The 14,208-nt window shown below is 44.4% G+C and carries 11 protein-coding genes; 3 read left to right on the top strand and 8 right to left on the bottom strand.

The genetic code is table 11. The annotated features are described in order from the left end of the window. Nucleotides 1-3 precede the first annotated feature (3 nt). Nucleotides 4-1,788, top strand: a complete 1,785-nt coding sequence (locus tag R3D00_03030; protein MEZ4772129.1) for a BamA/TamA family outer membrane protein — start codon at nucleotides 4-6, stop codon at nucleotides 1,786-1,788. A gap of 26 nt (nucleotides 1,789-1,814) precedes the next feature. Beyond that, entirely contained in the window at nucleotides 1,815-2,864 is a 1,050-nt protein-coding gene (locus R3D00_03025; protein MEZ4772128.1) for a hypothetical protein, read from the top strand. On the opposite strand, the gene R3D00_03020 is transcribed toward R3D00_03025, so the two are convergent. From R3D00_03020 to R3D00_03005, 4 genes are read right to left on the bottom strand one after another with little or no spacing between them, the layout of a single operon-like run. Further along, on the bottom strand, nucleotides 2,861-3,919 hold the full coding sequence (locus R3D00_03020) for a hypothetical protein (GenBank protein ID MEZ4772127.1): 1,059 nt from the start codon (nucleotides 3,917-3,919) through the stop codon (nucleotides 2,861-2,863). The two genes, R3D00_03025 and R3D00_03020, sit on opposite strands and share 4 nt — an antisense overlap. Further along, nucleotides 3,916-4,542 carry an LON peptidase substrate-binding domain-containing protein gene (locus R3D00_03015; protein MEZ4772126.1) on the bottom strand — a complete coding sequence of 209 codons (627 nt, stop codon included), beginning with the start codon at nucleotides 4,540-4,542 and terminating at the stop codon, nucleotides 3,916-3,918. The genes R3D00_03020 and R3D00_03015 overlap by 4 nt, the downstream gene beginning before the upstream one ends. Nucleotides 4,543-4,591: 49 nt before the next feature. Beyond that, nucleotides 4,592-5,848, bottom strand: a complete 1,257-nt coding sequence (locus R3D00_03010) for a GNAT family N-acetyltransferase (protein ID MEZ4772125.1) — start codon at nucleotides 5,846-5,848, stop codon at nucleotides 4,592-4,594. An 8-nt stretch (nucleotides 5,849-5,856) separates the two neighbouring features. After that, on the bottom strand, nucleotides 5,857-7,215 hold the full coding sequence (locus R3D00_03005; protein MEZ4772124.1) for a hypothetical protein: 1,359 nt from the start codon (nucleotides 7,213-7,215) through the stop codon (nucleotides 5,857-5,859). Between the two features lie 61 nt (nucleotides 7,216-7,276). Between R3D00_03005 and R3D00_03000 the strand changes: the two genes are divergently transcribed. Beyond that, the gene (locus R3D00_03000) at nucleotides 7,277-8,176 is read left to right on the top strand and encodes a hypothetical protein (protein ID MEZ4772123.1); all 900 of its coding nucleotides are present in this window, start codon (nucleotides 7,277-7,279) and stop codon (nucleotides 8,174-8,176) included. Here the strand turns inward: R3D00_03000 and R3D00_02995 are convergent. The 4 genes from R3D00_02995 to R3D00_02980 form a co-directional block, all read right to left on the bottom strand. Further along, nucleotides 8,164-10,212, bottom strand: a complete 2,049-nt coding sequence (locus R3D00_02995; protein MEZ4772122.1) for a caspase family protein — start codon at nucleotides 10,210-10,212, stop codon at nucleotides 8,164-8,166. The two genes, R3D00_03000 and R3D00_02995, sit on opposite strands and share 13 nt — an antisense overlap. Before the next feature lie 338 nt (nucleotides 10,213-10,550). Continuing rightward, complete coding sequence (locus tag R3D00_02990) at nucleotides 10,551-11,222, bottom strand: response regulator transcription factor (GenBank protein MEZ4772121.1); 672 nt, start codon at nucleotides 11,220-11,222, stop codon at nucleotides 10,551-10,553. Nucleotides 11,223-11,356: 134 nt separating this feature from the next. Next, nucleotides 11,357-12,094, bottom strand: coding sequence for a response regulator transcription factor (locus R3D00_02985; GenBank protein ID MEZ4772120.1), 738 nt, complete (start codon nucleotides 12,092-12,094; stop codon nucleotides 11,357-11,359). An 11-nt stretch (nucleotides 12,095-12,105) separates the two neighbouring features. Further along, nucleotides 12,106-14,208: a sensor histidine kinase gene (locus R3D00_02980; GenBank protein ID MEZ4772119.1), complete on the bottom strand. Its 2,103-nt coding sequence runs from the start codon at nucleotides 14,206-14,208 to the stop codon at nucleotides 12,106-12,108.

Here is a 14,208-nt window from a genome sequence, read left to right as displayed (position 1 = left end):
GCTATGATATATTCCCCCGGGAAATTAGTTCCGGTGTTTCTGCTGGCGCTTTGGTTTATCGCTCCGGTTTCTGGCCAAAATTCCGGAAACCGGGGTGCCAGAGATGTTGTAGTCTGGGGAATCGATGATGCCGGGACAATCCGCACGATACAAAAAGAACTGACGAAAGTGCAGGATTCTGCCGCTTTATTCCGGGCGGCAGAACCGTTATTCCGGCAAATGCAACACAAGGGATTTGCTACATTTGATATTGGTTCATTTCACTTTTCCCCAGACACATTGGCGGTAACATTCCATCAGGGGCCGAGATATGTATTTGAGGAAATCAGCCTTGATGGGCTCAATAGTTTTTACCGTGAAAAAACGGGTATTGGGGTTCTGGAGGAAAAACAGTTGCCTGTCAGTTGGGCAGATCTGGAAAAGAAACTGTTTGCCTGCGCTGAGATTTACCAGAATGAAGGTTATCCTTTTGCCGCTTTCAATAACCTTTCTGTAACCTACAGGCCTTCCGGGGACACGATATTTACCCGGGTAAGATACCAGTTTGATGCGGGTCCGATGATACGCATAGACAGCATCCGTATAAAAGGGAAACCCAGAGAAAGTGAGCGGTTTATCTACGCGCTGACCAGAATTTCACCCGGCTCACCTTACAATCAGGATCTGATAGACGATATTCCCCGCGTGCTCAACAATTCGATCTACTATCAAAAAGTAGGGCGACCAGAAGTGGTTTTTACGCCGTTTCACACTGCGAGGCTGGATATTTCACTTGAGAAAAAACAGGCCGGCAGATTTGATGTTTTGCTGGGGATATTACCTCCGGCAGATAATACCCAAAAATTATCTTTTACCGGCACGATGGACATTGTACTGGTAAGTCCTTTCAGGCAGGGAGAGTTGATTTCGTTTAAGTACAACAAACTACTTTCCACCTCGCAGCAGGTGGAGGCAAAGGCGATGGCACCTTATCTGTTTGGCATTCCGCTGAAAATTGAGGGATCGCTCGATCTACTGAAGCAGGAAGAAGATTTTCTCAATCTCAACTACCAGGGTTCCATCCTTTATGAATTGTCGCCTTACCTTGCCGCCAGGTTTTATATTAATACCCGAAACTCGCGATTGCTGGACGCAGCCATCGCCGACACCGTGAAAGGCAATCCGGCCCAGTTGGATGGCAAACGCCAGATGCTGGGTGTGGGGCTGGTATATGAAAAACTGGATTACCGGTATAACCCCGGAAAAGGGACTTTTGCGTCGCTCGACTTCGGCCTGGGAAGAAGAGTGATACGAGAGAATATTTTGCTTATCCGGAGAAACCCCGAAATTTATACAGGTATTGATCTGAGACAACCTTCCCGGGAGATCAATTTTCGCGTGAAATGGTATTACTCCTTTTTTCCCCGAAATGTACTTCATCTCGCCAATCACACGTACTGGCTGGGTATGGAAAATTACCTTCGCAACGACCAGTTACAGGTTGGCGGCAGCCGCAGTATCAGAGGCTTTAATGAAAATCAGTTTTTCACCGATTTTTATAGTTTTTTTACCGCTGAATACAGATTTCAACTGGAACGTGATTCCTATATGTTTATATTCGGGGACTATGCTTATATGGAAAACCATGAAGCCGGATGGGTACTGCACCCCGCCGGTTTTGGTCTGGGAATGAATTACGGTACAAAGGCGGGGATTATATCGATTACTTATGCCATTGGGGGAGTAGAAGGAATAGCTTTTCAGCCAGCAAGAGGGAAAATCCATATAGGCCTGGTAAATCAGTTTTGATTGTTTGACTTTGAATTTTTTAGGAATTGGCAAATCAGCTACAGTTTATACACGCAAAGTGTCCTGAATGCGGCCAGCAGATGTTGTATGCTGGCGGCAACAAAAGTCTTTCCTGTAAAAATTGCGGATATAGCCGGCCTCTGAATGCGCAAACCGATCAGGTTCCTGACAGGAGACTCACCGACAATATCAGGATTGACGATTTTGTCAGAGGGATGGATGCAGAGCTTAATGAGTTTACCTGCGGTTCCTGCAAGGCCATTGTAGCAGCTTATAAAAAAGAGCCACTGAAATCGTGCCCATTTTGTGGGAAAGGCGAACTCACCGCTTCCAAACAACAGGAGAAGGTTCTTCAGCCATTTAGCATCATCCCATTTACGATTCCGGAGGTGACGGCCCAAAAAATCTTAACCAATCACCTCAAAAGTCTGTACCCGCTTATGCTTCCCAAGGATATATGGGAGATTGTCGAGGCGAATAAACTTCGGGGAGTATTTATCCCTTATTTTCTTTTTGATGTATTTACCCGCACCACATGGAAGGGAGAAGGAGGAATAGAGATAAATGACGGAAAGCAGAAAAAAATGGTCTGGGATAATTTTTCGGGTTACCTGGAGCGCCATTTCAGCGATCTATCCATCCCTCTTTCCAAAGGAAGTCCGGGACATTTGGCCATTGTGGCAGATTACAATTTCCGGGATGCTGTAAAATACGATTCGCACTATCTGGGGCTTTTTACTACAGAATTGTATCAGGGTACGGAAAAAGATGCCTTTATGATCGCAGATGCGATGATCGACGGGCAGCTGGGTATAGATGTTTTGACCCGTTTAAAAAAGACCAATGAAAACAAAAATATGAAGATCACAACGGAGAAGCAGGCGCTTACACTGCGCCATGTGCTTGTACCTTTGTGGATCGTCACTTATGTATATAAAGGCAAAACCTTTCAGTATCTGATCAACGGACAGACAGGCAGGGTGGCCGGAGAAAAGCCATTATCCTCTGCCAAAATTCACGGTATCATTATCGCAGTAATCGTGCTGCTAACTGCCCTTGTGTTATTGCTGCGTTAGTCCAGATAAACCACCACCCTGCTCACATAGATATTTAGCAGGTTGATGTTTTCATCATTGGAAGAAAACACCTGATTTCCCTGATATTTACTGACCAGATTTTTAGGGGCTTGTGGAGACAATACCACATAAAAGTATTTATCATACGCATTCAGGGTTCCATTTTTCCAAGAATTAATCGTACCACTGTACCCCCAGTCAAAGCCATAGAAACTCACAGGTGCTTTGTTGACTTTTGTAAGTTCTGCCAGGCTGATACCGTTGCTGAGTCCCTGACGGGTAAACCAGCGTGCATTGGGTTGGGTGATGTAGACGGCCTTGATTTGCGTATGCGAATCATCCTTCCAGGTAATCCGCAACTCATCCTGGGTTCCTCCCAGGATGATCGTACAGGCTTCTTTCTGATCGTTGGGTATATCGACAATACCGGGCACCACATTTCCCGGTCCGAATATCCCCATTAGCTCTGCCTCATTGCTTTTCAGGCGGATAGCGCCTACACGTTGTCCGGGGATTACCTGGCGGTCCTGTGCAGGGTTTGTGGTTTCGGTTGGTTGATCTGCCGAGCGCGTCCGCGCTGTGGGGTTTGTATTCTGTCCAATGGACAGAAGATTATTGAGATCGGCGCCGATAAACCTCACGCCTCCTTCATGTACCCAGCCCATCGTACCATCCTGGGTGCGTATGAGTATCCATGGCTCAACATATCGCTGACCCCGGAGGAGATACTCAGACTTTCGCACCGTACGCTGGTAGAGATAATCTGCGGTCTCTCCTTCTTTCATGATTGCGACCTGAGGCATTTCTTTGCCTCCCGGCTGTGCTTTTACAATCAGGTTGTCCACCCATGCCTGTACTTTGTTGGGTTTGGCCAATTCTCTAAACTCTGTAGATACATTTTGAAAGCCTTCGACGAAGTTTCCCACGGTTTCCTGATCGAGACCGGGAATTGTCCCACTGCTCCCACCCTGCCCCTGCGGCACTTCACAGGCTGAGACGATAGCGAGAAGAGCAATTAGGAAAAAATAGGTTATGTAGCGAATGTTGAGATTCATTTTGGCGGAATTACATTTTTGTAATGACCATTGAGTTTTGCGCGGGCCTTCAGGCGTTCTGTTTCCATTACGACGGGCAAAATGGTTTCCAGATGTCGTTTGAAAAATTTTAGCCGGTCTGCTTCTGTATTGATAGTGAGCAATTCGTATTCCTGATTGATTGAAAATCCCACATGATGAGCCATTTCATAGGTCAGGAACCTGCTATCTGAAAGCTTCTTGGAGATTCCAAGGGCGTAGTGAAGTTTTGATAACAATTTTTTCACTTCCTGCCGAAGGGTTTCATCAAAAACCTCCTCTGTCTCCAGCCATTCTATCTCAGCAGAAGAGTATAGCTTATCTGGCGCTTTTTCATAGAAAGATTTGACTTCCAGACGCCGGAGACCTTCTGTACTAATATCCATTTCCCCACCGCCGTACTTTTTATCGAGACTGATGATTTTCACTTCCGTGCCCATTCCCATCAGCTTTTTGTCGATGATCGTGGGGATACCAAAAGTCTTTTCTTCTGCCAGGCATTCACCTATGAGCTGACGGTACCTCGGTTCAAAAATATGAAGCCGAAGTCTTTCGCCGGGAAATACGACGAGATTCAGCGGAAACATTGGGAATAACCTAGCCATAGTGAAAAATACGAATAATACCCCGCTTACGAAAATCAACAGATATATTTTATGCAGGAATCATAGATTTAAAAGGATGCCGGGGCTGCCAGTCTTCGATCTTTACATTGCGAAGATAAGGGGCTGCCAGACGATTTATCACAGGGCGTGAGAATTTCAGATAACAAACCGGGTAGGCCGGGGTTGCACCCACTGTAGATTTGATTTCCATAGCCGTACGGCCAAAGGAAATACGCTTAAACCGGCCATCAATTGCCATTGCTACCGCATCATATAACATTCGCTGATAGAGTTTGTACTCCCGGTTAAGTTCACAGTGGTATCCAAGAAAGTGGCAATACAAATCTTCACCCATTTCAATTAAAGTCTGAAATGCTACGATCTCGCCCGCTGAAAAATAGCCGTAAATCCGGAATTTTTCTCCCAAAGCCGCTTTCATCGCAGGAAGGTATTCAGTCGAATGAGGAACAAGATTAAAGCGATCCTCTTTGAGCACAGAATCGAATAATTCAAACAAGCGGTTTTTATACTTTATCACCTCGTGCTCCGTCAATTCCCGGCGAATAGTTCCATTGCTCTTTTTATACGCACTTTTTACTCTTTGCCTGTATTTTGAAGCCATATCCAGATGGTAATCATCTACCGTCTCCCAGATGACCGGCATTCCCATATCGGGTTCTGTGGCAAATGGCTGATACCCCTGTGCTGCCCATTCCCCGGCGATTGCTTCCGGCAGATTAAGGTGATCCTTGAGAAGTACTGCATCTATGCCCGGATTTTCAGCAAGTAACCTTTCGATCATGCCCGGCAATTGGCGATACGCATCTTCCGGCGACAAAGAAGGAGCATGAAAAATACCTGACTGGCCGGTTATCAAGGCATTCCCACTCACAAGAATGTGTATCTGTCGTTTTTCAAGGATATTTTTTGCAATCCGGGCAGCCACATTCCTCAACTTTCCATATAGATCATCTGCATTTTCCGGGCGGGGGGTAAAACTTCGAATCTGTGATGCGGAGAAAGATAATAGCTGAAAATATGCGAATACCGCGGGCATTCCCGCCTGGGTGGAGAGTACATATTTAAAACTCATCCCGGGCATTTGGGCTGCCTCCGTACCTGTCAGCAATGCCAACAAATCAGGCGAAAGCATATTATTGATTTCGTAAACCGGAACATCCCCTATTGAATGAAATACACGGGTCTGAACAGTTGAAGTTGTATCAGAAGTTGTATCAAATACCTGTGGTGTGAATATACAGGAGGGTAAAGAGAACGTAACCTGTGGACAGGAAATAGCCTTCATACTAATTTTTATACGGGTTGATCCGGGGGTTTAACGGTTTTACTACCCATTTGGTTTTTTACTTCAAAAATAATCCAGACGACTACTATCAGGTATTCCAGGGCTGTCAACCAAAGATTTTCGTGATAGGCTGTCGTTCGATAGGTAAAATAAGACAAAGGTACGACCAGACTCCATATCACGGGAAACCGAAACCTGGTAAAAACAGAAAAAGCAACCAACGTGGTGGTGTACCATGGGTGCACAATAGAAGCCAGGGAGAAATACATCAAAAATATCCAGACAAAACTTTCGGGAAGGTTTTTCCAGCCAGGCTTTTTTTCCAGAAATGTATAGATGCCGATTCCCACAAATACCGCGAGCGCGAGATACTTCCCGATAAGCTGAATAATATTATAGCCTGTAATTCTATACCCCACCCATCGAATCAGATAGTAGATGCTGGCGTTAAACTCAAATTTGTGAAAGTACAAATCAATACTTTCGTACAGATTTAAAAAGGTATCCAGATCAAATACGGGTATGAACAGCATGCCTGTTATCAGCACCACCATCGTCCCATATACCAATGTTTTCCCCCACCCCAGCCTTCTGATCAGCAAGGGGAGAAGCATAAGTGGTAAGAGTTTGCTTCCCACAGCCAGCGCAAAAGGAATGGAAGAAAGCAGCCATTTACCCTCCGCAAGCCACAAAAAAGCCCATAAAAGAAAAAATATCATCAGCGCCTCAAAGTGAAGATTACCCGAAAGCTCTACAATGACCAGCGGATTAAATGCATACCATGCCACTTGCCACACAGGTAACTGAAAATGACGAAGAAGCCTGACCATCATCCATATACTTCCTGCCTCAGCTACCAGAATTATCCCTTTCATCACCATAACTGATCCGGCAATACTTTCTGGTGAAATGCGTGCAGACAGGTAAAAAACTCCCTGAAGCACCGGTGGGTAAATCGTAAAATACGCCTTTGAATTCAGTCCCCGGAAAAGTTCCTCTGTAAGACCATAGGCAAGTGCAGATGGGGGGTTTTCCATATACACCTCCGGAATGGCCGCAAACGGATTTATCCCATGCACAAGAAGTTGCCCATCCCATACAAAACGGTAGAAGTCATCGGACAAAACAGGCAGGATATTGGGAGAAATAAGCGGAATAAGATGAAAAAGAACAGTAATGGTAACTACATAATTGATTCCCTGATTTTTGGCAGCTTTCACCAAAAGAATATAGCAGGCAGACAAAGCGCCAAACAGGAAGATCAACTGGAAGAAATTTTCCCGGGGGGTATGAAAAAGTAGAATATAATACAGACCCGCAGAAATAACTGCGGTTATCATCGTCGATATGTATATTCGGACAGGCATAATTTCCTGTATGAATTTATATATATTTTTTAAGACATCACGCTACTAAGGAATCTACAAAATGAAACTACCACTTACGCTAATCCTTATTTTAGTACTCACACTACCACTCCGGGGCCAGCAAAAAAGTGAAACCGGAATACGCCATGCCATTGTCGTCAGTGGCCCCAAAACATTTGAGATAAATGAAAACGATGAGATTGTATGGGAATATGATGGCAATTCCAGAGACATATCCAAACTTCCCGGAGGAAACTACCTCATCACTTATGCAAAGGAAGTGAAAGAAATTTCCCCGGACAAGAAAGTCGTCTGGGTGTATCAAAGTGAACTAAATCCCGAAATCATGAGTGCGCAGCGGCTTGCTGACGGTAAAACACTGGTCACCGAACTGGGCGAAAAACCCCGCTTGGTGGAAGTTGATTTGCAGGGAAAAATCACCAGAGAGATCCCCATTCAGCCTGAAACCGATAATGTGCACATGCAATCCCGTATGAGTCAAAAATTAACGAATGGCCGGTATCTGGTGCCGCATCGGCTTATGCCCTTCGCGAAAGAATACAATAAGCGCGGCAAAGTGATGAGAACCATTCGTGTTGACATGCCCGAGCTCGGTGGAACAGAAGCCAAAAACGGTACTTTCGAGGCTGTACGCCTTAATAATGGCTCAACGGTTATCACGTGTGCTTCCGGCAATCGCCTGGTGGTGATTGACAAAAAAGGCGCCGTTGAATGGCAACTGACTACCGCAGAAATTGACGGGCAATTACAGGATGTATGTGGGTTGCAGGTGTTGAAAAATGGCCATTTTCTGGTCTCCTGCTATGGCAACCAGACAGCAGATGGTTTAAAAATGATGGAAATAACCAGAGACAAAAAAATCGTCTGGACCTACCAAAACCCGGAGGCAAAGTATATTCACACCTTGCAGGTTTTATCTACAAATGGTCAGGCCGAATGATTTTTTTGTACAAAAGCCCGGGGGTTTTTGATAAACATCTCGTACCCAACAGCCATCCAGTCGTCTTCTTTTACTCCGCTTTTGGGGGGCGAGTAATGGAAAGCTCCCCGGGAGACTTTGCTGCGAGTTATTTCCGGTAAGGGAAGTTCCTCAAGCGTGAGTTCCTCCGTACTGAATTCTGTAGCGCTGACAATCAGTTTGAGGTATTCGCTTGATCCATCCCAGTCAAAATCATAGATATAACCGTCTACAGAAAGTGCTATATACTCACCTTCTACAGCCCAGATTTCATCACCGGGGTCAAGCCAGATTCCTCCACCCGGAAGGAGCGTATTGTATATACCAAAGGTCATCGGCATATACAGCAACGAGCAATACAGATTTTCTGAGCCTACATTGGTCAGTTTGATTCTGAATTTGCCGAAAAGTTCCCCCTCTTCATTGGGCACATTCATTTCCAGCGTGTTGACTTCACGGATATCGGACTCCCGTTCGTTCCCATCAGGGTCCAATACAAATAATTGCATTTTGATCGGGTAGTTGGACTTTTGGATGCCCTGTTTTTTATTAAGTTTTGTATCGGGGTTGTTGAGTTCCCGGACAAATTTCCAGCGGGCTATATGTAAAAAATAGTCTCTGACCAGCTTTGCCTGAGCGGTCTCGTAGCCATAGACCTGCTGCACAAGAGGGCGGGTGTCATAGCTTTTTGTAATCCTGTATTCCGAATTTTCTGCATGCAGTACATAGTCGGCTTCGGCTTCATTTTCGACGATTTCAACCGAGAGACTTTTTGCCTCCCATAGATTTTCGCCGACCAGTTTCCTGAATAGCTCCAGGCCACCTGTATCCGGCCCTTTCAGGAAAACGGTCGGTGGAGTTGCGGCAAAACAATTGATTGTAGCAAAATAAACCAATTGATCCTTTTCCAACAGGCCCGAGGAATTGTTGAGAGTACAAAAACCGGGATAAATTTTTTCAATCATCACTTCACCGATTGGCTCATGGCCGGTACTGTTAAATACCTTTACAGGCGTTTTTTTATCCCCTGGCACAATCCCGTGAATGGCGCCAAGGTCAAGTGTCCAGCCATATTTATCATTCCCGGTTATACTTGCCCGGGAGGTCGTTTTTGCGATCTCCCCATTGAGAAACAAACCGTACAACGCACCCATCTGATCAGATCCGGCAAAAACCTGCGGGCGCTGTGCTTTGTTTTTCCAGCCGCGCATATAGTTTACCAGCCGGCTGTTTAGGGCGTGATAGGATAAATTTCTGCCTCCCTTTTGAAGAATTTTTAGCAGGCTGATGGTGAATAGGCCTCCGGGTTTATCACGTTCATAATCTCCTTCCCAGGCAACCTCCGTATTTCTGCAGGCGGCAAAATGGATATAATTACCCAGGGGAATCAAATCATTGAGCGACTGTGTAGCCAGGGCATGAGCGGAGATATGCTGATGGAAAACGAAACCTTCAAACGCCCGGGGAGGAAGGACTTTGTCAGATCCTTTGCGTTTTTTTGAAGAATCATCCTCCAAAGCATCGCGCATTACATCACCCGAATGGCAGCAGTCGGTAAGGATGAGAATATGCGGAGATTTTTGGGCGATATCGTGAAACAGCCAGCGAAGTTCCTTATCAGCCAGGCAGGTATGATCTGCAGAATTGGCAACGTTTAATTTACTGTCATAACAAACCAGGGATTCGATCAGCCCCCCGGGTTCTGCTTTTACGAAAGCGGGAATTGCCGTTCTTTCCTGTACCCCATGCCCGGCAAAATAAAACAAAACCATATCATCTTTTTCGGCCTGCCCCAGATGCTCCTTTATCGCCGCTACAATAGCCGATTTGGTGGGTTTGGGGAAATCATGATGATTTTCATCCGAGATCAGCACACGTTCTTTCAACAGAATATCCGGCTGTGCCTGGAGATACGCTCTCATAGCATTTACATCATTGATGCAGCCATTGAGACCAGTGACACTCTCATATTTATTGATACCAACAAATAGCGCGTATAGGTTTTTAGGTTTTGTCATGGGCGAGGGGGAATAAAATACAAAATAACAAAATCCACTTTAAAATGAAACGAGAAGGCCCTCAAAAAACGAGGAACCTTCCCGATATACAAACTCCCTATTCAAATTCACACCAAAATAACCAGGTGTGTACATACTTCCGGAAAAAAGAGACAGGTCTGGTACACATATCCTATCTCTTTATTAATAAGCTTTTCTCCCTGAGAGAATTATTTGGTTGGAAAGAACTGAAACAAATATCCTCAACATATTTCCTTACCGGTACTACGGTTCTGGTATAAAATTGCACCGAAAACAGGGTAACGGCAGTTTTTCACAGGATTCACAGGTATTTCCAACTATAAGGCAAGTGTTCGTGTTTCAAAACACCCTTTATCCAACGCTTCAACAAGAATCTCCCGGAGGTTCGTAGAGCCAAATTTCCTGGCGATATTATTCCAGTGCAGGGAAATGATTTTCTGACACATCTGCATATTTTCAGCAATACGATCATCTGGAAATCCATAACTCATCCATTGCAGGATAGATTTTTCTGTACCGGTCAAAAACGGAACATTATCTGCTGGCGATTCGAGGTATTCGCGGAATCGTTTCAGTACTTCCTGAACTTCTCTTTGATAAAATTTTTTACCTTCGGCAACGGTCCGTATAGCGGAGAACAATTCTCTGTTACTGCAATCTTTAAATAGAAAACCAGCCACCTGTGCCTGCTCCATTTGATGAGGATAAATCGCTACTTTTTGGAGGCTTTGTACAACTACTGCAATGCCCGGGTATTGTCTTGTGATATAAGTCGCATGGTATAAACCTACGGGTTCTTTTTCTTTCAGATCGGCATCGATGACTACGACATCAGGTTTTTCTGCATTATGATTTTGAAGTATTTGTAACGCCTCGAAGGCCGATGACAACTTATAAGAAACGACCAGATCTTTCTCACGGTTCATCAACTCTGACACAGCCTCAACATATAGTTTGTGGCTGTCAACCAACATAATTTTTATCATCATTCTACACTTTTATCTACCGCAATGGGTAGGGTTAGGCTATTAGTAAGTTTATCCTCAGGCATACAGCCGCCTGCTCGCCACAGTGAATGGCAATCGACAGAAGGGAAGGGAAATAAACCAACTCGGTATCAGGATCAATACACCTTCAGATATCCCAGGCGAAAGGCAATTGCGATTAATTCCGCCACATTTTTTGCGCCCAGCTTTCGCAAAAGTTGTCTTTTATGCGCTTCGGTAGCATCTACGGTTAACTTCAGGTTGTCTGCCGTTGCTGCGGAGATCTCTTTTGCAGTCAGACCTTTTGCGGTTAATTTTAATACGTCCAACTCAAGGGCCGAAGGGGGGATAATTTCATTTTCCGCCCACTGACTCTCTTGTTTATACTTTGACATTTCGGCGTAAACATTGTCTCTGTAGTACATTTCCCCTTTCATGACTACATCGATTGCCTGGATGATTTCCTTAATACCTGATTCTTTTACCAGATAACCCTGAATACACATATCGTGGGCAGCAGAGATATACAATCCATTCAGCGCAGAAGACAGGATAATCACACGTGTTTCAAATATGCCTTTTTTAACCAGATGTTTGAATATATATCTGGAGGTGCGCAGCCCGTCGGGTTCTCTTTGATCATCATCTTCTTCCATAAGAAGATCCATCAGGATGACATCCGGGTAATCTGCGGGGCTTATTTTTTCCAGATAAGAAATCGCTGCGCGTCCGTTTTCTGCCAGTTGGACAACCTGATAGCCTTCTTTACTATTGATTAAATTTGCCAGGGATTCGATGACAATCTTATGATCATCTACGATCATTACTTTGGTAGTTTTCTTTTCGGTTTGGGGTTCTTTCACAATAGTTTTCATAATAATGTATTTCAGGAAAATTGGTCAGGCAATGGAATTTCAATAAACAGGGTGGTTCCGCGATCTATTACAGAAGAAATGGTAAATGTACCCTTCATTTCTTCGGCACGCGACTTCATGTTTTTCAGCCCGATACCTTCGGCTTTTTTTTCAATGTCAAACCCTTTTCCGTCGTCTTCGATGGTGACAGACAATATTTCGTCCCTGACAAACATCTGTATTTCTACATTTGTTGCTTCGGCATATTTCAGAATATTTGTGAGCGCTTCCTGGAAAATACGGTATATATTGATCTCCCATTTTGCTGGAATATTCAGGGTTTTGAGGTTGTAAGTCTGTAATTTTATTTCGGGACGGGCATATACTTCATTGATCTCCCGGCATAACTCCCTGATTCCGGGAATGAGACCATCTTTAAGGGTTACACCTTTTAATTCACGAGAGATTTGCCGTACACCATCAATCGACCGCTGAATCAACTCCAGCGCCTTTTGACCATATTCTTTTATTGCCTCTTCTTCTACCCCTCTTTCCATCCATTCTTCTATTACCCGCTTAGTGGTGGCGAGTGTCCCGCCTAAACTGTCATGTAATTCCCGGCCAACTTCTTTCAGTACAATTTCCTGCGTTTCGTTTTGTTTGGCGATCAACCTTTGCCGAGACTCATCCATGATCAGGTCAATCCTTGCCTCGTATTGTTGTGCTTTTTGTTGAACCTCAAGCGTCGCTTGTTTTTTCTGTGTTTTGCGCAGTTGCAGTTGTTGTATAATGCCTAATATGAGTAGAATCAGGACGATACCTGAGCCCATAAGCATCTGATTTTTCAATTTAGCATTAGCTTTTTCTTTTTCAGCTTCTGCTTTTAGGATCCCGTTATTTTCGGCAAACGCCACATTTTGCACCATTTCATTTGCGGCAATCTGTTGTTCTTTATCAGCCTTGGCGAGTAGGTAGGGGTAAGCTGATACCGTGTCTTTCAGTTTTGCGTAAATAACATACAGATTTTTATTTCTCAGGAAATCCTGCCGCTGATCGATTTTGGCATGTTCTCCTACCTGATAAGCCTGCTTGTAGTATATCAATGCGTTGTTGTTGTCGCCCCGTTCTTCATAGTTGTTGCCAATATTAGTCAGGGCGGTAAAAATACCTGATGAATCATTTAGCTCTCTATAAATTGCCAATGCCGCTGTATGCTGTTCCAACCCAAGATCATAGGACTTTTGTTTTTCGTATAAATGCCCCAGTTTACCATAAGTGCTTGCCTGCAAGTTTAGGATTCCTTTTCGTGCTTTATTGTCAACCGTTATTGTATCCAGAATTTTTCTACATAAATCCATACTATTATTCAGGAAAAAAGCTGCGGAATCAAGCTCGCCAATCTCCACATAGTCTCTTCCGATATTCCCACCCACATTGACACAATCAGACCAGTTTTTACCATTTTCTGCAATTTCAAAGGCTTTTTTATAATTCACGATTCCTTTACGAAGAGCAGAGTCCCGATTGAAGGTGGAATCAATCTTATACATCTTGTAAGCAAATTCAGAAATGCTAGCACCTATATTATTGTACTCTTCTCCCACCTGCTTAGTCAGGCTTTCTTCACGGAAATATTGGATCGCTTCCAGATGAGCCTCAATAGCCTCTGCATAAAATCCCATATTGCGATAATTTAGCCCAATCTCCTGCAGGGTATAGCCGGTATAGGCATCGCGTAAGCCGTGTTTTTCCCTGTAAGCCATAGCCTCCTGATAAAAATCGTGTGCCTCCTCGTATTTGCCCTGATACCGCCTGATTCTGCCTCTGTTGCAGATTTGTTTTCCTACGCCCCGATAATAACCGATGCGCGCTGAGATCTTTTGAAGTTCCTGAGCCAGGCTGTCAGCGCAGTGGTAGTCTTTCGGGGTTCTCTTTTTGATTTTATCGGCAATCTTGCGGCTTTGAGAATCGACCTGTTCTGGCGTGGTAATATTTTCATCCCCCAGACTACAGGTATAGTCTTCTTTTGACTGACTGTAAACAGAAAACGACAGATACAGCAGTAAAAAAACTGCTATACCTGTCATTTTAAGATGCGGGAAAGATAGTCTGATATAATACGTAATGTGGTTCAT

It is taken from the genome of Bacteroidia bacterium, from assembly GCA_041391665.1.
Classification (GTDB): domain Bacteria; phylum Bacteroidota; class Bacteroidia; order J057; family J057; genus JAGQVA01.
Note: the sequence above shows the minus strand (reverse complement) of the source record. Positions and strands in the feature narration are given on the sequence as shown.

What these genes read in the sequence shown, in the direction of transcription:
- R3D00_03030 (MEZ4772129.1), top strand. Translation starts at nt 4, where the DNA reads ATGATATATTCCCCCGGGAAATTAGTTCCGGTGTTTCTGCTGGCGCTT.
- R3D00_03010 (MEZ4772125.1), bottom strand. Translation starts at nt 5,848, where the DNA reads ATGAAGGCTATTTCCTGTCCACAGGTTACGTTCTCTTTACCCTCCTGT.
- R3D00_03000 (MEZ4772123.1), top strand. Translation starts at nt 7,277, where the DNA reads ATGAAACTACCACTTACGCTAATCCTTATTTTAGTACTCACACTACCA.
- R3D00_03020 (MEZ4772127.1), bottom strand. Translation starts at nt 3,919, where the DNA reads ATGAATCTCAACATTCGCTACATAACCTATTTTTTCCTAATTGCTCTT.
- R3D00_02980 (MEZ4772119.1), bottom strand. Translation starts at nt 14,208, where the DNA reads ATGAACCACATTACGTATTATATCAGACTATCTTTCCCGCATCTTAAA.
- R3D00_03005 (MEZ4772124.1), bottom strand. Translation starts at nt 7,215, where the DNA reads ATGCCTGTCCGAATATACATATCGACGATGATAACCGCAGTTATTTCT.
- R3D00_02990 (MEZ4772121.1), bottom strand. Translation starts at nt 11,222, where the DNA reads ATGATGATAAAAATTATGTTGGTTGACAGCCACAAACTATATGTTGAG.
- R3D00_02985 (MEZ4772120.1), bottom strand. Translation starts at nt 12,094, where the DNA reads ATGAAAACTATTGTGAAAGAACCCCAAACCGAAAAGAAAACTACCAAA.
- R3D00_03015 (MEZ4772126.1), bottom strand. Translation starts at nt 4,542, where the DNA reads ATGGCTAGGTTATTCCCAATGTTTCCGCTGAATCTCGTCGTATTTCCC.
- R3D00_02995 (MEZ4772122.1), bottom strand. Translation starts at nt 10,212, where the DNA reads ATGACAAAACCTAAAAACCTATACGCGCTATTTGTTGGTATCAATAAA.